16 protein-coding genes are annotated in these 18,248 nt (G+C 49.6%); 4 read left to right on the top strand and 12 right to left on the bottom strand.

What is annotated here, in order from left to right; all coding sequences use genetic code 11:
• The first annotated feature begins 20 nt into the window (after nt 1-20).
• Both JNUCC21_RS06925 and JNUCC21_RS06920 read left to right on the top strand, forming a co-directional pair.
• Nucleotides 21-881 carry a dimethylarginine dimethylaminohydrolase family protein gene (locus JNUCC21_RS06925; protein ID WP_015239707.1) on the top strand — a complete coding sequence of 287 codons (861 nt, stop codon included), beginning with the start codon at nt 21-23 and terminating at the stop codon, nt 879-881.
• 70 nt (nt 882-951) lie between these two features.
• Nucleotides 952-2,001, top strand: coding sequence for a lactonase family protein (locus tag JNUCC21_RS06920; protein ID WP_012117380.1), 1,050 nt, complete (start codon nt 952-954; stop codon nt 1,999-2,001).
• Nucleotides 2,002-2,028: 27 nt separating this feature from the next.
• Here the strand turns inward: JNUCC21_RS06920 and JNUCC21_RS06915 are convergent, their stop codons facing one another.
• From JNUCC21_RS06915 to JNUCC21_RS06870, 10 genes are all read right to left on the bottom strand, one after another.
• Nucleotides 2,029-3,000, bottom strand: coding sequence for an ABC transporter ATP-binding protein (locus JNUCC21_RS06915; RefSeq protein WP_012117379.1), 972 nt, complete (start codon nt 2,998-3,000; stop codon nt 2,029-2,031).
• A gap of 3 nt (nt 3,001-3,003) precedes the next feature.
• A complete protein-coding gene (locus tag JNUCC21_RS06910; protein WP_369878695.1) occupies nt 3,004-3,903 on the bottom strand; it encodes an NlpC/P60 family protein in 900 nt (299 codons plus the stop codon).
• Nucleotides 3,900-4,967 (bottom strand): dipeptide epimerase, encoded by a 1,068-nt coding sequence (locus JNUCC21_RS06905; protein ID WP_369878817.1) that lies wholly within the window; start codon nt 4,965-4,967, stop codon nt 3,900-3,902. The genes JNUCC21_RS06910 and JNUCC21_RS06905 overlap by 4 nt, the downstream gene beginning before the upstream one ends.
• Nucleotides 4,968-5,003: 36 nt before the next feature.
• Nucleotides 5,004-5,939, bottom strand: coding sequence for an LD-carboxypeptidase (locus JNUCC21_RS06900; protein WP_301294486.1), 936 nt, complete (start codon nt 5,937-5,939; stop codon nt 5,004-5,006).
• Between the two features lie 87 nt (nt 5,940-6,026).
• Complete coding sequence (locus JNUCC21_RS06895; RefSeq protein ID WP_369878694.1) at nt 6,027-7,646, bottom strand: peptide ABC transporter substrate-binding protein; 1,620 nt, start codon at nt 7,644-7,646, stop codon at nt 6,027-6,029.
• Nucleotides 7,643-8,671: an ABC transporter ATP-binding protein gene (locus JNUCC21_RS06890; RefSeq protein WP_012117374.1), complete on the bottom strand. Its 1,029-nt coding sequence runs from the start codon at nt 8,669-8,671 to the stop codon at nt 7,643-7,645. The genes JNUCC21_RS06895 and JNUCC21_RS06890 overlap by 4 nt, the downstream gene beginning before the upstream one ends.
• 5 nt (nt 8,672-8,676) lie before the next feature.
• On the bottom strand, nt 8,677-9,624 hold the full coding sequence (locus JNUCC21_RS06885) for an ABC transporter permease (RefSeq protein ID WP_072589008.1): 948 nt from the start codon (nt 9,622-9,624) through the stop codon (nt 8,677-8,679).
• 5 nt (nt 9,625-9,629) lie between these two features.
• Nucleotides 9,630-10,556, bottom strand: coding sequence for an ABC transporter permease (locus JNUCC21_RS06880; protein ID WP_043021258.1), 927 nt, complete (start codon nt 10,554-10,556; stop codon nt 9,630-9,632).
• A 14-nt stretch (nt 10,557-10,570) separates the two neighbouring features.
• A complete protein-coding gene (locus JNUCC21_RS06875) occupies nt 10,571-11,395 on the bottom strand; it encodes a M55 family metallopeptidase (protein WP_007407248.1) in 825 nt (274 codons plus the stop codon).
• A gap of 155 nt (nt 11,396-11,550) precedes the next feature.
• Entirely contained in the window at nt 11,551-13,110 is a 1,560-nt protein-coding gene (locus JNUCC21_RS06870; RefSeq protein WP_369878693.1) for an MFS transporter, read from the bottom strand.
• 287 nt (nt 13,111-13,397) lie between these two features.
• On the opposite strand from JNUCC21_RS06870, the gene JNUCC21_RS06865 reads away from it, so the two are divergent.
• Complete coding sequence (locus tag JNUCC21_RS06865; RefSeq protein WP_025284616.1) at nt 13,398-14,747, top strand: S1C family serine protease; 1,350 nt, start codon at nt 13,398-13,400, stop codon at nt 14,745-14,747.
• Nucleotides 14,748-14,844: 97 nt separating this feature from the next.
• Complete coding sequence (locus JNUCC21_RS06860; protein WP_015239698.1) at nt 14,845-15,021, top strand: hypothetical protein; 177 nt, start codon at nt 14,845-14,847, stop codon at nt 15,019-15,021.
• Between the two features lie 88 nt (nt 15,022-15,109).
• On the opposite strand, the gene JNUCC21_RS06855 is transcribed toward JNUCC21_RS06860, so the two are convergent.
• Nucleotides 15,110-16,081: a glycosyltransferase family 2 protein gene (locus JNUCC21_RS06855; RefSeq protein ID WP_007610846.1), complete on the bottom strand. Its 972-nt coding sequence runs from the start codon at nt 16,079-16,081 to the stop codon at nt 15,110-15,112.
• Nucleotides 16,082-16,092: 11 nt separating this feature from the next.
• Entirely contained in the window at nt 16,093-18,240 is a 2,148-nt protein-coding gene (locus JNUCC21_RS06850) for an ArnT family glycosyltransferase (protein WP_369878692.1), read from the bottom strand.
• Nucleotides 18,241-18,248 lie beyond the last annotated feature (8 nt).

The raw sequence follows: 18,248 nt of genomic DNA, 5'->3' as shown, positions 1-18,248 counted from the left end.
TACCGATAGGAGGATATCACATGGACGTATCCATTCCCAAATCCACGCGGAAACCGGCTTGCCGCAGTGAGTTTGATGCTTTGCAGACAGTCATCTTATGCCGGCCGGAACACATGGCCATCAAGGATATTATTAACGGAACGCAGAAACATTTCAAACAAGAAAATATTAACATACCCGTTGCCCTCAAACAGCATAGTGAGTTTATTGACATTTTAAGATCTCATCAGATTGAAGTCGTCCTGCTGCCTGCCGATCCCGCATTGCCTGAGCAGGTATTCACCCGGGATATCGGATTTGTCTTAGGCGAGACGGCGTTTATTTCAAACATGGCGGCTTCAGTCCGGCAGGGAGAAGAAAAAGTGTTTCAAAACCTGCTTGACAATAAGAAAATCCCCTATACGCGACTGAAAAAAGCGAACATTGAAGGCGGCGACATCTTGATCGCAGACGGCACCGTTTACGCCGGGCTGAGCGAGCGCACGGATAAAGCGGCTGTCCGGGAGCTGCGGGAGGCGCTGCCGGAGATGACGGTTGTGCCGATCCCTCTCAAGGAAGATTTCTTACATTTGGACTGTGTATTTAATATGATCTCGGAAACGGAGGCGCTATACTGCAAAAATGGCTTGCGGCAGGAAGAAATTGATCTTCTCGCCGAACGTTTTGAGATGATAGAAGTGCCTGAAGAAGAGCAATTCACGCTCGGTCCTAATATCTTGTCAATCGGCAATCAGACAATTATCAGCCTGCCGCAGCACCGTCATACGAACCGCGAGCTCAGAAAAAGAGGTTATACAGTCATTGAAACCGAGTTTTCCGAAATTATTAAATCAGGCGGTTCCTTCCGTTGCTGCACCTTGCCGCTTGTCAGAACATCTTAAACATTTACAAGGCAGTTTCCTTCAAGATACGTTAATATAGAGAAGACAAGACTCTAAAGGGGGAAACCGAATGGCTAAGTACATAGGATACGCGGGAACATATACAAAAGGCGGAAGCGAAGGCATTTATTGTTTTGAACTTGATACAGAAGCGAAACGGCTCAGCCGTCCGAAGCTGGCAGCAAAGCTCGGCAACCCGACATACGTCACTCCGAATTCTGATAACAGCATGCTGTATTCCATTGAAAAGGCAGACGGAAAAGGCGGCGTCGCAGCCTATCAGATTCATCAGAACAGCGGGGAATTAACTTTTGTGAACCACCAGCTGATTGAAGGCCCGTCTCCATGCCACGTCAGCATTGATGATAAACATGAATATGTGTTAACCGCTAATTACCACAGCGGAAAAGTGCACGCCTTTCCCGTCAATGAAGACGGAAGTCTGCGGGAGCCGGCTGCCGAAGCCGCTCATACGGGAACAGGTCCTCATGAAAGACAAGAGAAACCGCATACCCATTTCGCAGGCTATACACCTGAGCATAACTACATTGCAGCCGTCGATTTAGGGACGGATACGCTTTATACTTACCAAATGAAAAACGGTTCGCTCACAGAGGTGAAAACTCACTCTTTCGCACCGGGTTCAGGGCCGCGCCACATCGTTTTCCATCCGGCGGAAAAATACGCCTATGTCATGACGGAAATCAGTAATGAAGTCATCGCGCTTGAATACAACCCGACCTTAGGTGAATTCAGAGAGCTGCAGGTCATTTCCGCTTTGCCTGAAGGCTTTACGGACAAATCGCAAGGCAGCGCGATCCGCATATCTAAAGACGGCAGATTTCTTTATGCCGCCAACCGCGGACATGACAGCATCGCCATCTATAAGATCAACCAATATTCCGGCGAATTGTCTCTTATTGAATGGGTGCCGACAGAAGGAAACTGGCCGCGTGATTTCGCGTTTGACCCTTCCGAGACATTCCTTGTCGCGTCAAACGAAGAAACGGGAAATCTGGTTTTGTTTGAACGTGATCCGGAAACGGGCAAATTGACTCTGCTTCAATCTGACATTCCGGTTCCGTATCCGGTCTGTGTGTCATTTCTGCATCAGGTTTAATTAAAAAAGAAAGCTGACTTTATATTGTCAGCTTTCTTTTTTGTATAAATGGCAGGCGACAAAACGCCCCGCCTTCACTTCTTCAAGCTCTGGCGTTATCTTACCGCAGAGCTCCATCGCTTCAGGACACCGCGTCCTGAATACACAGCCGCTCGGCGGGTTAAGGGGGCTCGGCAGCTCCCCTTTCAGAATAATCCGTTCACGCTTGTCCTCAAGAAGCGGATCAGGAATCGGGATTGAGGATAAAAGCGCCTTCGTATAAGGGTGAAGCGGTTCCCGGTAAAGCGCAGCGCTTTCTGTAATTTCCATCATGCGGCCCAAATACATCACGCCGATCCGGTCGCTGATATGCTTGACCATTGATAAATCGTGGGCGATAAATAAAAATGTCAGCCCTTTCTCTTTCTGAAGCCTTTTTAAAAGGTTGACGACCTGAGCCTGTACCGACACATCCAGCGCGGAAATCGGCTCATCCGCCACGATAAATTCGGGATGCAGAGAGAGCGCTCTGGCAATCCCGATTCTCTGCCTCTGTCCGCCGCTGAATTCGTGGGGATACCGGCTGCCGAAATCCGGATGGAGCCCGACAGCTTCAAGCAGTTCATCCGCCATCATCAGACGGGCTTTTCTTGTATTGTAAAGATTGTGGATTTCCATCGGCTCCATAATAATTTCCCTTACGGTCAGGCGCGGATTTAACGAGGCGTAAGGGTCCTGGAAAATCATCTGCAGCTTGCGGAAGAAGACCGACCGCTGTTCTGCCGCGGCACGGTGTATATCCGTCCCTTCATATGATACCGAACCGGCCGTCGGGTCATACAGACGGAGAATAACCCTTCCGAGCGTCGATTTACCGCATCCCGATTCTCCGACAAGTCCGAATGTTTCCCCTCTGTTAATGTGAAAGCTGACACCGTCGACTGCTTTTACGGCTTTCTTTCTTCCTGCGTCAAAATGCATTTTCAGCCCGCTGACTTCAAGGAGCGGAGATGCCGTCATTTTCTATTCCCCCTTTTCGCTTATACAGCGGCGTACGGTGCATAATTCTTTTTCATAGACGGTTCCTTCCAAAGACAGCACTTCGATTGTTTTTCCCGTTTTCGGGGAGTGCAGCATTCGGCCGTCTCCCAGCGCCAAACCGACATGGTGGATCGCGCCTTTTCCTTCTTCATAGGCGAAAAACAAAAGGTCAGCCGGCAGGATATCGTTTACCGCCGCGCCGCATCCGGCTTTTGCTTGGTCCGTTGCATCACGGGGAAGGGTATAGCCGTTTGCTTTAAATATCGAATACATAAACCCGGAACAGTCAAACCCGAAACCGCTCAGTCCTCCCCATAAATACGGAAGCCCGAGAAACATCATGCCCGTTTCGATGACTTCGGCCGCCCGTCCTTCCGTATGCCGGCACTCGTCTGCGTCAGCTTCATTTACGAACCTTTCTCCGAGCGGCGTCACCACCCGGAAAAAGCCTTTCTCACGTCCTGATGCCGGAAGACGCGTTAAGAAACTTACTTCCAAGTCCGGTTCGCCATTTGTGTGATATAAAAAAGCTGTCGGTTTGGTAATCCATACGGCGGGGGAAGATGTATGAAAGCCGTCTTTTGAAAGCTGGCTTTTTTTCATCCACCCCGGATATCCGCGCACATCCTTGTTTGAAGGCTGGCCGGGAACGGCGACAAAAGTCCATTCCCCTTCCTCTTTGAGAATGATCACTTCTTCCCCGAAAAGCGCTTGCGTTTGGACAAGGTTGTCTGTGCATAATTGCAGCCGCTCTTCATATCCCATAGACGCTAACCATTTTCTGATCTGCGGCGGGTTTTCAAGCATCGGCGCATCATACGAACGGGGAGATGACGGCAGCGTCCATACGTTGGCTGCCGCCGCTGTAACGGCTGCTCTCATCTTTTCGCCCCCTCTTGTATCGACACACCGGTAATGCCGAGACCCGGTTCGTCGGGAATCGCAATCTGACTGCCGCTGTATGTGATGCCGCCTTGAATCAAATCATCTTTCAGCATAAGCGGCGCATCAAAATCAAACCTTGTCACATTCCGTTTGCCCGCGGCAAAATGGGCCGCGGCGGTGATGCCGAGTTTGGTCTCAATCATGCTGCCGACCATGCATTCCACGCCGCACGTTTCCGCCATCGCATTGATTGTTTCCGCCTGCTTTATGCCGCCCGCTTTCATCAGCTTAATATTAATTAAATCGGCACTTCTCGTCTGCAGCACGTGAAAGGCCTGACGGGGGGTAAAGACGCTCTCATCCGCCATAATCGGCGTGTCTACGGCATCTGTGACCTGCTTCAGCCCGGCGATATCGTCTTTGTGAACAGGCTGCTCGACCAGCTCAATGCCCAGTCCGGCGTCTTCCATCTTTCGGATCGCAGTCACGGCTTCTTTCGGCGTCCAGCCTTGGTTGGCGTCCAATCTCAGTTTGACGTTTGCGCCGACACGTGATCTGATCGCCTGAATCCGGGCAACATCGTCTGATATGTCACCTATGCCGACTTTTATTTTTAAAATATGAAATCCTTTGTTCACATAACGGTCTGCATCCCCCGCCATCTCCTCAGGAGAGTTAACGCTGACGGTAAAATCTGTTTCCAGTGTATTCCGATAGCCGCCGAGAAGCCGGTAAAGCGGCTGTCCGTGCATTTGCGCCCATCCGTCATATACAGCCATATCCACCGCGGCTTTTGCGCTTTGATTTCTTTCCAACAGCCGGCTGATATCAAACAAAACGGCTTCCATGCCGGAAATGCCCCGCCCCAAGAGAGCGGGCTTCAGCACATCGTGGACGGCGCTTTCAATACCGTCCGCGCTGTCGCCTGTAATGACAACCGTCGGCGGCGCCTCCCCCCAGCCGGTCAGACCGTTGTCAAAAGTGAGCTTCACAATGACCGATTCAGCATTGTAAACCGTGCGTAAAGCGGTCTTAAACGGCTTTTTCAGCGGCACGGACATCCGTCCCGTTTGAATATCTGTAATCCTCACGCCTGATCACTCCCTTCCGGAAACCCCCGATTCAATCGTTACCGCTTTGGCCGCCGTATCCATAACCGCGCGGGCTCCGATCGGAACGGCGAAGCTCGGTGAACAATGGCCGATTTTAAAGCCTTTGAGCGCGGGCTTCCCTGATTTGACAATGTAATCGTTCAGCACTTGCTCTAAAGTAAGCGACTTTTCTTTATGCTTCGGTTCGCATTGGTGAAAATCACAGACCAGGATTCCGGCTGCGTCTGACAGTTTTCCGGCCATCTTTAATTGATTCAGCATTCTGTCGATTTGATACGGCTCCTCATCAATATCCTCGATAAACAGCAATTTGTCTTTTGTATCAATTTCAAACGGCGTGCCGAGTGTGGACGTAATGAGCGACAAGTTGCCTCCCGCAAGCTCTCCCTCGGCCCTTCCGCCTGTCAGCACCTCTAAGGGAGAAATGTCCTCCGTATAGGTGAATTCCGTTTCTGTAAAAAGCTGATGATACGACGCTTTTGTCAGGGGATCAGCATCTTCAAGCCCGACATCCGTGCTCAGCATCGGGCCGTGAAATGTGACGAGCCCCGTATTTTGATGAATGGCGGTATGTAAAAACGTAATATCACTGTATCCCCAGAAAATTTTCGGATTGCGGCGGATTAAGCCGAAATCGATGTCGGCGGCAATGCGGCCCGTGCCGAATCCTCCGCACGCGCATATCACCGCTTTGACACTCTGATCACTAAACATGTCATGGAGATCATCGAGGCGCGCCCGGTCCTCTCCCGCCAAATAGCCGTGACGGGTCTTCAGCGCCCGGCCGAGTTTCACTTGAAGGCCAAGCTCGTTCTCTAAAAACAGCAGCGCGGTTTGCAGCGTCCCGCTCTCAGGCGGGCTTGCGGGCGCAATCACACCGACCGTGTCGCCTTTTTGCAGTGCTTTCGGTTTATGGTTCATGACTTTTTCAATCTCCTTTCCGGATTGAAAAGTGAAACACGCCGCTCCTTTATCGGCAAAAGAGCGGCGTATGTTTCCGCTGTAAGATCAGGACTTTTCCGCCCACTTCAGATCAATGTAACCGACGGGGTGCCGGACAATGCCCTTCACGCCGCTGTTCTGCAGATGCACCTGATTGTAAAAGTAAATCGGAATGATCGGAGCCTCGTTCATGAGCAGTTTTTCCGCTTTATGCATGAGCGCAAAACGTTTTTTGGCATCGGCTTCCTGTTTTGCCTGCTTGATGTAGCCGTCGTATGCCGCGCTGCCCCAGCCGGTGCGGTTCATGGAATTATCCGTCTGGAAAGCCTCTAGAAAACTGATCGGATCTGCGTAATCCGGTAAAAATGAGCTTTGAGAGAACTGGAACTTCAGTCCTTTCTGCTCTTCTAAAAAGACGTTCCATTCCATATTGGCGAGCTTAACGTCTATACCGAGCACACTTTTGAGCTTCTGCTGAATCGCTTCCGCTATTTTCTTATGCTCCGGTTTTGTGCTGTATGTCAATGTAACGGCGGGCAGCTTGTCATAATGCTCTTCTGCCATGCCTTTTTCCAGCAGTTTTTTGGCTTCTGATTCATCCGGATTTAATAAACTGCCGCCCGCTTCGCGGAAATCTTTCCCGTCAGGCTGAGTAAATCCCGGGGACACAAAGGCATGTGCCGGCTTTTCACTGTTTTTGGTCACATAATCCGTGATTTCTTTCTGATCAATCGCTGCCGCGAACGCTTTTCTGATCTTTTCATTTTGAAACGGCTCTATTTTTACGTTAAAACGATAGAAATAGAGTCCGGCCTGATCCCACGTGCGGACATTTTTCCCTCCCATCAGCTGCTCGCTCAGCTCTGCCGGCACAAAGGCGGTATCCAAATCCCCCGACTGGAACATCTGATAGTCGGTATTCCGGTCACTGACCATCGCCCATGTGACTTTATCCAGTTTCACCGTCTTTTTATCCCAATACGTCTCGTTTTTGACCATCGTCATGCTGTCGTCATGCTTCCATTCCGTCAGTTTGAACGGCCCGTTGCCGACAAAGGTTTTTGCTTCAGTGAACCATTTCGGATCAGCCTTGGCGACCTTCTCATTAATCGGGAAATACGCCGGATTGGACACGACGCTCAGAAAATAATCCTGCGGTGCCGCCAATGTGACGACAAGCGTTTTTTTATCTTTTGCCGTGACTTTCACGTCTTCTTGTTTGCCTTTTCCGCTGTTAAATTCTTCCCCGCCTTTGATCATATAGCCGAGAAAAGCGGAAGATGCGCCCGTTTTCGGATCGAGCATCCGTTTCCAGGCGTACACGAAGTCTTCCGCCGTAACGGGATCGCCATTTGTCCATTCGGCGTTATCCCGGATATTGAAGGTATATGTCAGCTTATCAGCGGACACCTTCCAGCTTTCCGCCATGGCCGGTTCGGGCTTATTATCTTTTCCGAGCCTCGTCAATCCTTCCATGATGTTATTCAGCGGCTGCCAGGAAACATTATTAAATCCGATCGGCGGATCAAGTGAGGTCGGCTCATTTTCGTTATTGAGCCGCAGCACCGTTTCACCCCCCTGTTCTTTTGCTTTTCCGGGTTCTGTCCCCGCCTGTTCATTGGCTGTACAGCCCATCAGAGCAAACGAAACAACAGCAATCACACCGATCGCCCATCTCTTTTTCATTTCAATCCCCCTTTTTCCTCTGCTGCCGTCAGCTGCTGCTTCAGCCGCTCTGCACGGTGATCCTGAAGCCAGCAGTTGACGATATGGCTTTTGGATTTCACGGTTGTTGCCGGGTATACCTTTTCACAGACGATCATCCTGTCCGGGCAGCGGGCGGCAAACGGGCAGCCCGGCGGCGGATCGAATAAATCAGGCGGCGTCCCGTCAATCGGCGACAGCTCACTATCCTCCATATCCAGCCGCGGCACTGAACGAAGCAGCCCCTTTGTGTACGGATGAGCCGGACGGTAAAAAATATCATGCCTCGTGCCGATTTCGGCGATTTTCCCCGCATACATGACGGCGACTCTGTCGGCGGTCTGAGCGACGACGCCGAGATCGTGTGTGATCAGAATAATAGACACGCCTGTTTTTCTTTGAATCTTCTTAAATAATTCAAGGATTTGTGCTTGAATCGTCACATCAAGAGCCGTTGTCGGTTCATCGGCGATCATAATTTCCGGCTCGCAGATCAGAGCCATCGCAATCACGATCCGCTGCCGCATGCCCCCGCTTAATTGGTGGGGGTACTGCTTCAGGCGGGATTTCGAGTCCGGGATACCGACCAGATCCAGCATGGCGAGAACTTCGGATTCAGCTTGTTTTCTTGTCATGGCGCGGTGTTCCAACAGCGCTTCTGAGAGCTGATTCCCTATGGTCAAAGTCGGATTGAGCGCCGTCATCGGGTCCTGAAAGATCATAGAAATATCGCGCCCCCGGATTCCCCGCATTTCCCGATCCGACATTTGGCAAAGGTCTTTCTGTTTAAATTGTATGCTTCCGGATTCAATCTTTGCCGAATGTTTCGGAAGAAGACCCATCACGGCTTGTGACGTCACGCTTTTTCCGCAGCCCGATTCACCGACGATCGCAAACGTTTCACCTTTATATAAATCGAAGCTGACGCCTCTGACGGCTTTTACAGTGCCTCCGTATGTTGAAAAAGTAACATGCAGATTTTGAACGGAAAGAACTTGCTGCGCCATTTTTCCTACCTCCTCAGTTTCGGGTCTAACGCGTCCTGCAAGCCGTCTCCAAGTACGTTAAACGCGTACATCGTCAAGGAAATGAAAAAAGCGGGGAAAAACAGCCGCCACCAATGGCCTGATAAAATCGCCGGCAGCCCGTCGTTTGCCATGACTCCCCAGCTTGCAAACGGCGCCTGAATGCCGAGTCCGAGAAAACTTAAAAATGATTCCGCAAAAATCGCCGCCGGCACCGTAAGCGTCATTTGGACAATAATGGCTCCCATCGTATTCGGCAGCAGATTTTTCTTAATGATCCGAAATGTTTTCGCTCCAAACGTTTTCGAAGCCAATACGTGTTCATCATGCTTCATCCTCAACACCTGCCCTCTGACAATCCGCGCCATGCCGACCCATCCCGTCACGGTCAGAGCGACGATAATGGAACTGAGCCCCGGCCCCATCAGCACCATTAACAAAATGACAACGAGCAGATACGGCAATCCATAGAGAACCTCGATGATTCTCATCATGGCGCTGTCTGTCCGGCCCCCTTTGTAGCCGGCGACGCCTCCGTAGATGATGCCGATCAAAAAGTCGATCAGCGCCGCCATCACACCGACAAATAAAGAGATCCTCGCTCCGTACCACGTTCTTGTAAACACGTCCCGGCCAAGTTCATCGGTTCCGAACCAGTGTGAAAAAGACGGCGGAAGATTCTGCTCGGCGAGCGTCTGCCTTGTCACGCTGTGCGGTGATATCAGCGGACCGAACGCAGCCGATAGAAACAGGCAGCATAATATCACAAGCCCGGCCATCGCCAATTTGTTCTTTTTAAGCCGCCGCCACGCATCCTGACTGTAAGACAGGCTCGGACGCTTGACCGACTCGGTTTCACCCTTTCTTTCCGCGCCCGGCTGAAACCAGTCATCAGGCACTTCTGTGTGTTTTACCGTTTCTTGCGGGAGATTCATCAGGATCACCCTTTCTTATGAAGTTTTATGCGCGGGTCTAACAGGCCGTATGCCAAATCAACCAGAAACAGCAGGACGATCAGAATCACACTGTAAAATACGGTCGTTCCCATGATGACCGGGTAATCACGCTGATTGATGCTTTCTACGAAATATTTGCCCATTCCCGGTATGGCAAAAATTTTCTCGATGACGAAACTGCCTGTTAAAATACTTGCGGCAAGCGTCCCGAGGACTGTCACAACAGGCATAAGAGCATTTTTCAATGCGTGTTTGATCACAATTTTGACGGGAGAAAGCCCCTTTGCTTTTGCCGTGCGGATGTAATCCTGAGTCAGCACTTCGGCCATGCTTGATCTTGTCAGCCTCGCGATAATGGCCATGGGACCGACGGCAAGCGCAACAGTCGGCAGGACCATGTGAACGGGACTCGTCCAGGTAGCTGCCGGAAACCATTTCAGATGAACCGCAAATTGCTGAATCAGCAGCGTAGCCATAATAAAATTCGGAATGGAAATCCCGAGCACCGCAAGGCTCATGGCCGCGTAATCGAGAAATCCGCCGCGCCTGAGAGCGGCCATTATGCCGAGCGCGAGCCCGGAAATAACAGCGATGATGATCGCCGTTATCCCAAGCTCAAATGAGACCGGAAACCCGCGTTCAAGCATGGCGTTTACACTGTCTGACGGTTTTTTAATTGAAGGACCGAAATCAAAGGTAAGAATGGATTTTAGATAGATGGTGTATTGAGTGATAAGAGGTTCGTTCAGATGGTAGTAGGATTCGAGATTTCGCTGGACCGCTTCGTTTGTGCCCCGCTCTTCGTTAAAAGGCGAGCCGGGTATCACTTTCATCATGACAAATGTCAGAGTGGTGATGACGAGGACGGTCATAATCATGGCGATAAAACGTTTGATAAAATACCGCAGCAATGCCGTTCACCCCTTTAACAGAATGTTGTTCTCATGGCGAGTTCTGTCATGACGAGCATGGCCTGATAGGCTTCCGGCATGTCTTTTGCCTGAAATTGAACGATTGTCGTTCCCGGGATGATTTCTGTGCCCGGCATTAAATGGGCCCATTCAGCCTGTCCGTAGTTGGCAAATTCAATGCCTAATACAGGTCTTTCAGGCGGAGTCAGCGGTTTGACCTTATCTTTATTTTTGAGCGCATAGGCTGTTTTTTCCGTCAGGAGCCGTCCGGCTTTTTGAGGGGACAGGCATTTGACCGCGGTTCTTGAAATGGTTTGTTTGACGGCGGCAGTCGTCACATTCGGGATCAGCTCCTCCGCTTCTTTTGCGGCGCAATCATCTCCTGCAGCCATGATGACCGGGACATCGTAAAATCCGGCGAGATAGGCATTTAACCCCAGTTCACCGACCGGCTTATCATTTATGTAAAAGTGGCGGACGCCGAATATCATGCTGTGCGACATAACGCCCGGCATCGACGCTCTCGCATGATAGCCGATAAACATCACGCCTGAATACGATTCATCAAGCCCCTGCATCATGGAAAACGGCTTGACATCCCCCGTAATCAGCTCTGCCTCAGGGTGAAGTTTTTCCGCGAGCAGATTATTCATCTTTGAGTGGCTGTCATTCACGGTCACTTCCGTGCATCCGTTATTAAACGCTTCTGCGATGCACCAGTTTGCTTCTTCGGTCATCAGAACCCTGCCGCGCTCATAATTGTGCATGCGGGAATTGACAAATGTTTCATCAGGCAGCCCGGAAATCCCTTCCATATCCACAGATAGATACAGTTTCATGTAATGCCTCCTTTTTTACTTAAAATTTCGATATTAAATTATGAATATTCTAACAAATTATATTAAAAAAGGATGAAACATGCAATATACCATTCTGCCATTATGGGAAAAAACAAACCCTTTTCACCGGGAAAAGGGTTTGCTGATAGAAAAAGTTACATACTGTTTTTGCTTATATGATTACGCTGAAACTGTCTGACCGTACTTCTGTATTCATGATCGGGAATGACCTGATGCCTGATCGGTTCAGGAGCCTGCGGCGAAGGCTGTTCAACCGCCTGCTTACGGACGGCATGCGGTTTATGCGCCAGCTTATGTCCCATGCCGGTCGCATTCATGACAAATGATAAACACACTAAAAGCAAGCTTAAGATGAAAGCAATAAGAAACAAATCGCTGTATGTCCCCATCAGCAGGTCATGCGGTGATTGTGTGCCGCGCGCGCCCCGAAGCGTGCCGGAAGCATCTCTTTTCGTAAAATACCCTATTAAAACAGGTGCGCCCATATAAATGAAAAGCCTCAAAAACTGAACTGCCGTCATGCGTTTCACCAGTTCCGGAAGCGGTCCGCCCAACGCGGCTCCCATCAGTCCGGCTGCCACAATAAGCCCTGTCCCGGCCGCCAGCATCACGAAAAGCCCCGCAAATAGAATAAGCGGTATATGATGATCCGCCGTCATCCATTGGAAATTCACGAACACCAGTATAACAGAGCCTGTTATGCCGAGCATGCCCGGACCGACTTTATCATATGCTAATGCACTGATGACAGCGGCGATGGCCACGCCTCCCAAAAGGCTCGCATAAAGGAATATCAGTTGAGTTTGTGACATATGATATGCGGTCTGAAGCTCCCCGTGAAATGCAGAAAGACTGACCGCTATGGAAATACTGCCCGCAGCGATCATGAAAACACCCAGAATCGGCTTTGGAATCAGCATAAGTTTAATCGAAATCAGCGCATGTTCGTTTCTGTACTGCATGATCAGCAAGATCAGAAGAATGACGATGCTTCCTCCAAATCCCGCCAATGTCTGCCATGATGAAAAGCCCCATTTCGGCAGATGAATAAATGTATAGGCGGTCAGCACGGCTGATACACCCGCTAACAGAAAACCGATGCCGTCAAATGGAGATTTTTCAGCATTTTTATGAGCGTCATCCCGCAGCCACATATAACTGAAAATGAGGCCGAAAAAAGACAGCAGGCCAAAAATGCCGAACAGCCAATGCCAATGGCCGGCGCTTGCCGCCGCCGTGCCTAAAACGGTTCCCATAATGACGGACCCGTAAAATCCGCCGATCAACACAAATAATGCGTAATTCCGGCGCTCAATCGGAAACGAAAGCACCAGCATCGGGATCATAATCATCAGCATAGTGCCCGCCGCAGCTCCCTGTAAAAAACGGCCCGCGGCGAGCGGATAAATATCATTTGTCACAGCAGCAAGGAGCGCTCCGATGACACCCGCGGCCATCGAAATCATATAGACAGGCCGGGAGCCGAATCTTTTTCTTAAATACGGCCCCGCCGGCACGAATAAGGCAAATGCCATATTACCGATAATAATCGGATGAAAAGAGTCAAAGTTTTCCCCGCCGACCGTCTGCCGGACAAGGCTTTGGACAGCCGAAAGAGCGGTATTCGACATCAGCCCCGGCCCGACCGCCAATACAGCGAGCAGAGAAATAATCCAGTGATGTTTTTCTTTCATGTGACAGCTCCTTTCTGACTATTTGACAAAGTGAAAAAGCTAACAGATCTCCCCCATTAGCTTGACAGAATTTTCATATCTTTTCATGTGAAGGATTGAACATAATATCTCATTTATTATTTCAAATCCGATGGAAATTGTCAATATAAAGCGCCGCGCGTCCGATTTCGTCTTTTTCACAATTTCCCACAATCTTTTCATTATTATCCCACACTTTTTGTTTAAGATGGGGTCAGTAATAATAGGCAAATCATGCTATGATGAAATAGAGAAACGGAGTGAACATGATGGATAACTATCGTGATGAAAATCGGACAGACCAAAAAGAACAGGAAGTCCTTTTAGTAAAAGAAAACCCGCAGACGGCCGGATATTCCGCGCCGGACGAGGACAAGAAAAAACGAAGCTTCGGCTGGTTCAGACCGCTTCTCGGCGGAGTGATCGGCGGAGGGCTCGCCCTCGGCATCTATACATTTACGCCGCTTGGAGACTATCAGACTCAAGATACTTCCAATCCGGCTCCCGCTCAGGAAACGTCATCGGTAACCGCCAAGCAGACATCTTCTGAATCAGACAGCGGCAAATCGGCAAACAGCTCATCGGCAAATTCAAGCAGCATTTCGAATATGGTGGAAGACATTTCACCGGCGATCGTCGGGATCACCAATCTGCAGAAGCAGCAAAGCAGTTCCGATTTATTCGGATTCGGATCAAGCTCAGATTCAAACTCTAATTCGTCGGGTGATGATGCGGAAACGGGATCGGGTTCAGGCGTTATTTTTAAGAAAGCAAACGGCAAAGCGTATATCATTACGAATAACCACGTGGTCGAAGGCGCCTCTTCCCTTAAAGTGTCATTATTTGACGGCACCGATGTAACAGCTAAACTCGTCGGCAGCGACTCTCTGACAGACTTGGCCGTTTTAGAAATCAGTGATAAACACGTGACAAAAACGGCAAGCTTCGGCAGCTCATCCGCTCTCAGAACGGGTGAATCCGTCATCGCCATCGGTGATCCGCTCGGAAAAGACCTTTCCCGCACCGTCACACAAGGCATCGTGAGCGGCTTAAACAGAACCGTCTCGATCTCTACGTCAGCCGGCGAGTCGAGCATCAACGTCATCCAAACCGATGCCGCCATCAATCCCGGAAACAGCGGCGGACCGCTCTTAAATACAGACGGCAAAATCATCGGCATCAACAGCATGAAAATCAGCGAAAGTGATGTAGAAGGCATCGGCTTTGCCATCCCGAGCAACGATGTAAAACCGATCGCCGAAGAGCTTCTCACGAAAGGACAGGTGGAGCGCCCTTATATCGGCGTGAGCATGATCGACTTGGAACAAGTGCCGCAAAACTATCAGGAAGGCACACTCGGGCTTTTCGGCAAACAGCTGAATAAAGGCGTTTATATTCGCGAAGTGGCGCAGGGCTCACCTGCTGCCAAAGCCGGATTAAAAGCAGAAGACATCATTATCAGCTTAAAAGGGAAAGAAACTGACACGGGCAGCGAACTCCGCAATATTCTCTACAAGAATACGAAAGTCGGCAGCACCGTTGACGTGAAGATTATCAGAAACGGCAAGGAAATGACGAAAAAAATGAAACTGACTCAAAAAGAAGAAACATCTTCTTAACAAAAATCCAAGGCAGCCGCCTTGGATTTTTTATATACAGATGAAACTTTAGGCCTGGATCAGCCGTATGACTTAGTGTACAGGAGGATACATACACATGAACCAAACCGGACTTTTGCTGGTCGTTACAGGCCTGATCTTGCTGCAGCTGAGCATTCAGTTTCCTCAGCAAAACGCTGCTTGGGGTATGACGCTGGGTGCAAGCATTTTACTGAACCTTTCGGGAACCGGACTGATCATGCGCTCTCTGCACACGCAGACCGGCCGCAGATGAATGAAAAAAGCCGCGGGACATTCTGTCATCCCGCGGCTTTTATTTCACATAAAAGCACCCTGTCCGCTGGCCGGACAGGGTGTTTCGGTTAAGACATATGCTGGTCCCGATAAATCTTTTCGTTTTTCATGCCGTACGCTTTTTGCACGATATAGAGCGGACGGTCTTTTGCTTCGTCATAAATCCTTCCGATATATTCGCCGATCATTCCGAGCATTAATAGAACGATGCCGCTGAATAACAGCTGTATCACAATCAGAGAGGACCAGCCCGTAATGGTGCTGTTCGTAAACAGCTTCATGTATAAAACGATAAACATATAGAGAAAACCCGCTCCGGACATGATCATTCCCGCATAGCTTGCCGCCTTGAGCGGTTTATGAGAGAACGTTGTGATTCCGTCCATGGAAAGCTTCAGCATTTTTTTAAGCGGGTATTTCGTTTCCCCCGCAAGCCGCTCATCTCGTTCATATTCTACAGCAGTCTGCTTAAAGCCGACCCAGCTGACGAGTCCTCTGACAAAAGGATTTTTTTCTTTTAATCTTTTCATCTCATCACAGACTTTTCTGTCCAGCAGGCGGAAATCTCCGGTGTCGAGCGGAATATCAATATCAGTCACGCTCCGCAGCAGCCGGTAAAACATAGAGGCCGTCTGTTTCTTGAAAAAGGTTTCTCCCTTTCGTTTCGTTCTGACGGCGTACACCACATCGTAGCCTTCTTTCCACTGCTCAATCATATCAAGGATTAATTCAGGAGGGTCCTGCAAATCGGCGTCAATGACGGCGATTGCATTCCCCTCTGCATAATCCATACCCGCTGTGATCGCGATCTGATGTCCGAAGTTTCTGGAAAAATCAATAATTTTCACTCTCGGATCAATCAGACTTTGCTCTCTTAAAATCTCAATACTGCGGTCTTTGCTTCCATCATTGACAAAGATCAATTCATAATGCTCTTTTGTTTGATCCATGACTTCTTTCAGGCGCTGATAGGTTGTCTGAATGACGAGTTCCTCGTTATAAACAGGGACGACTATTGAATATTGAATATGTCTGCTCATGTTTTTTCCTCCTATTCATCAGATTGAAGTTCGTATAGTGAAGCTGACTGATTCATTCCGCCCGGCCCGCCGCTCATTCGGCTGTTTTTACCCGCGGCCTTGCTGCTTTTTGTATCAGCTGGATCACTATTTTTCGTTTTCTGATCTGTGCTTGATTTCCATTTATCTGAAGATACTTTCTTTCCGCTTTTCTCAACCCACTGCACAATATCGTTATTTCCGCCTTTGCCCATTCCGGATGTTAAGAAGTATTTTACTTTCCCTTCTTTTACGAGCTTTTTAAATTGAGTCAGCGTAATGGCCGGGTCAGACCCGCTGAATCCGCCGATCGCCATGACCGCTTTTTTCGTTTTGATAATGTAAGGCGCCGCCGTGTTGGAATCGGTTGTTGCAAATAGATAGTCCGCTCCGGCGTTATGTTTCTCTAAATAGTTGATCAGTTTTGTATTGACAGATGCGTTATCCATTCCCATGCCTTTTCCGCTTGTTGAAGCGAGCTGAGGGCCTGTTTCAGGCAATGAGCTGTTGCCTCCGTACAGAAGCGGTGTGCTCGCCCAATAAATCGGCATGACCATCAAGACGAAAAGGGCTGCAAGTGAAACATAATAACTTAGCGGTTTTTGGCGCTGTTTGAATACGAACAGGGCGATTGCTGCCACTGCGCCGAGAACGCCTGCTCCGATGCTCCAGCCTGCGCCGATTTGATCATTGTAGTTTCTGAGGATAAACAGCTCAAATCCGGTTGTCACAAGAATAGCGGCCGGCAATAGCCAAGTTTTCCATCCCGCCTGCTTGCGGTACAGATGAACGAGGGCGACCCATCCCGCACCGACAAGTGCCGCGATCGGAGGCGCCAGCATAATGAGATAATAATGGTGGAAAAATTCCGCCACACTGAAGAATCCGGCAATCGGCACAAGCCACGCTGCCCAAAAGATCGTTTCCTTCTGTTCTGCTGATAATCGTCTTCTTTCTCTCGCCCCGGCGATCAATAAACCGGCCATTCCAAAAATCGCAAACGGCAGGAGCCAGCTGATCTGATCAGATAATTCCGTTTGGAAAAGGCGCAGCGGACCAGGAGTTCCCGTTCCGAACATTCCTGAACCTGATTGCATTTTCGAGCCGGTGCCTGTACCGCTTTTTCCTCCGCCACCGGGACCATCTCCGCCGCTTGTAGGACCTCCTTGACCGCCGCTTGGCATTTTCCCGTTAGATGGAGGTGCCGTCATACTGCCGTTTTGTGGTTTGTCTCCGCTTGCTGAACTGCTGCTTGAAGACTGGCCAGGCGGTTTTTGCATTTGTGAAGAACCATCGGAAGAAGACATCTCTTTCGATGCGTTTCCGTCCGGCCCGCCCTGACCGCCGCCGGAACTTTGCCCTGTCAGCCGCTGAATCCCGTTATATCCGAAAGCCAATTCCAATACGGAGTTTGTCTGGCTGCTTCCGACATATGGCCTTTTGCCGGCTGGAATATTATCAACAATGAGCGGCCATGACAATGAAACGGCTGCTAAAACGGCTAACGCGCTTACCAATGAAATGATTTTTTTCTTAATCGTGGTGTTTGCCGCAATCATATAGAACAGCAAGAAGGCCGGCAAAATCATATAAGCCTGAAGCATTTTTGTGTTAAAGCCTGCTCCGACGACAAAAAATGCCGCCAAAAGCCAGATCAGTCTGCCTTTTCTGATCGCTTTAAAGAGAAGCCAGGTGGCGAACAAGAGGAAAAAGACCAGTAAAGCATCGACATTATTCGTCCGCGCGACCGCTACTGCGATCGGTGTACACGCCATGACAAATGAGGCGATGCGCGCCGCCGTTTTTCCGAACGTCGGCTTTATTAATAAGTACATGAATAGAACTGAACCTACACCCGCCAATGCCTGAGGCAGGATGACGCTCCACCCGTGCATACCGAATATCAGCGCGCTGATCGTTTGAACCTGGTATGTAACAGGCGGTTTATCTACCGTGATAAACCCGGCTGCGTCAAATGAAGCGTAAAAGAAATTATGAAAGCTTTGAAGCATACTCGTTACCGCTGCGGTGTAATAAGGATTCACCGTATCGTCATTCCAGATGTTGTACATATTCAAGAATGCGGAAGCGAGTAAAATGAGAATGAAGACTGCGTCTATCTCGCGTTTTTTCATTTTCACCTGTGTTT

It is taken from the genome of Bacillus sp. JNUCC-21, assembly GCF_041222765.1.
In the GTDB taxonomy this organism is placed as follows: domain Bacteria; phylum Bacillota; class Bacilli; order Bacillales; family Bacillaceae; genus Bacillus; species Bacillus velezensis.
The sequence above is the reverse complement of the archived record's forward strand: the minus strand, read 5'-3'. Positions and strand labels throughout refer to the sequence as shown.

Excerpts from the sequence above, each read along its gene's own strand:
- JNUCC21_RS06925 (WP_015239707.1), top strand. The coding sequence starts at position 21 with ATGGACGTATCCATTCCCAAATCCACGCGGAAACCGGCTTGCCGCAGT.
- JNUCC21_RS06920 (WP_012117380.1), top strand. The coding sequence starts at position 952 with ATGGCTAAGTACATAGGATACGCGGGAACATATACAAAAGGCGGAAGC.
- JNUCC21_RS06915 (WP_012117379.1), bottom strand. The coding sequence starts at position 3,000 with ATGACGGCATCTCCGCTCCTTGAAGTCAGCGGGCTGAAAATGCATTTT.
- JNUCC21_RS06910 (WP_369878695.1), bottom strand. The coding sequence starts at position 3,903 with ATGAGAGCAGCCGTTACAGCGGCGGCAGCCAACGTATGGACGCTGCCG.
- JNUCC21_RS06905 (WP_369878817.1), bottom strand. The coding sequence starts at position 4,967 with ATGTCCGTGCCGCTGAAAAAGCCGTTTAAGACCGCTTTACGCACGGTT.
- JNUCC21_RS06900 (WP_301294486.1), bottom strand. The coding sequence starts at position 5,939 with ATGAACCATAAACCGAAAGCACTGCAAAAAGGCGACACGGTCGGTGTG.
- JNUCC21_RS06895 (WP_369878694.1), bottom strand. The coding sequence starts at position 7,646 with ATGAAAAAGAGATGGGCGATCGGTGTGATTGCTGTTGTTTCGTTTGCT.
- JNUCC21_RS06890 (WP_012117374.1), bottom strand. The coding sequence starts at position 8,671 with ATGGCGCAGCAAGTTCTTTCCGTTCAAAATCTGCATGTTACTTTTTCA.
- JNUCC21_RS06885 (WP_072589008.1), bottom strand. The coding sequence starts at position 9,624 with ATGAATCTCCCGCAAGAAACGGTAAAACACACAGAAGTGCCTGATGAC.
- JNUCC21_RS06875 (WP_007407248.1), bottom strand. The coding sequence starts at position 11,395 with ATGAAACTGTATCTATCTGTGGATATGGAAGGGATTTCCGGGCTGCCT.
- JNUCC21_RS06870 (WP_369878693.1), bottom strand. The coding sequence starts at position 13,110 with ATGAAAGAAAAACATCACTGGATTATTTCTCTGCTCGCTGTATTGGCG.
- JNUCC21_RS06865 (WP_025284616.1), top strand. The coding sequence starts at position 13,398 with ATGGATAACTATCGTGATGAAAATCGGACAGACCAAAAAGAACAGGAA.
- JNUCC21_RS06860 (WP_015239698.1), top strand. The coding sequence starts at position 14,845 with ATGAACCAAACCGGACTTTTGCTGGTCGTTACAGGCCTGATCTTGCTG.
- JNUCC21_RS06855 (WP_007610846.1), bottom strand. The coding sequence starts at position 16,081 with ATGAGCAGACATATTCAATATTCAATAGTCGTCCCTGTTTATAACGAG.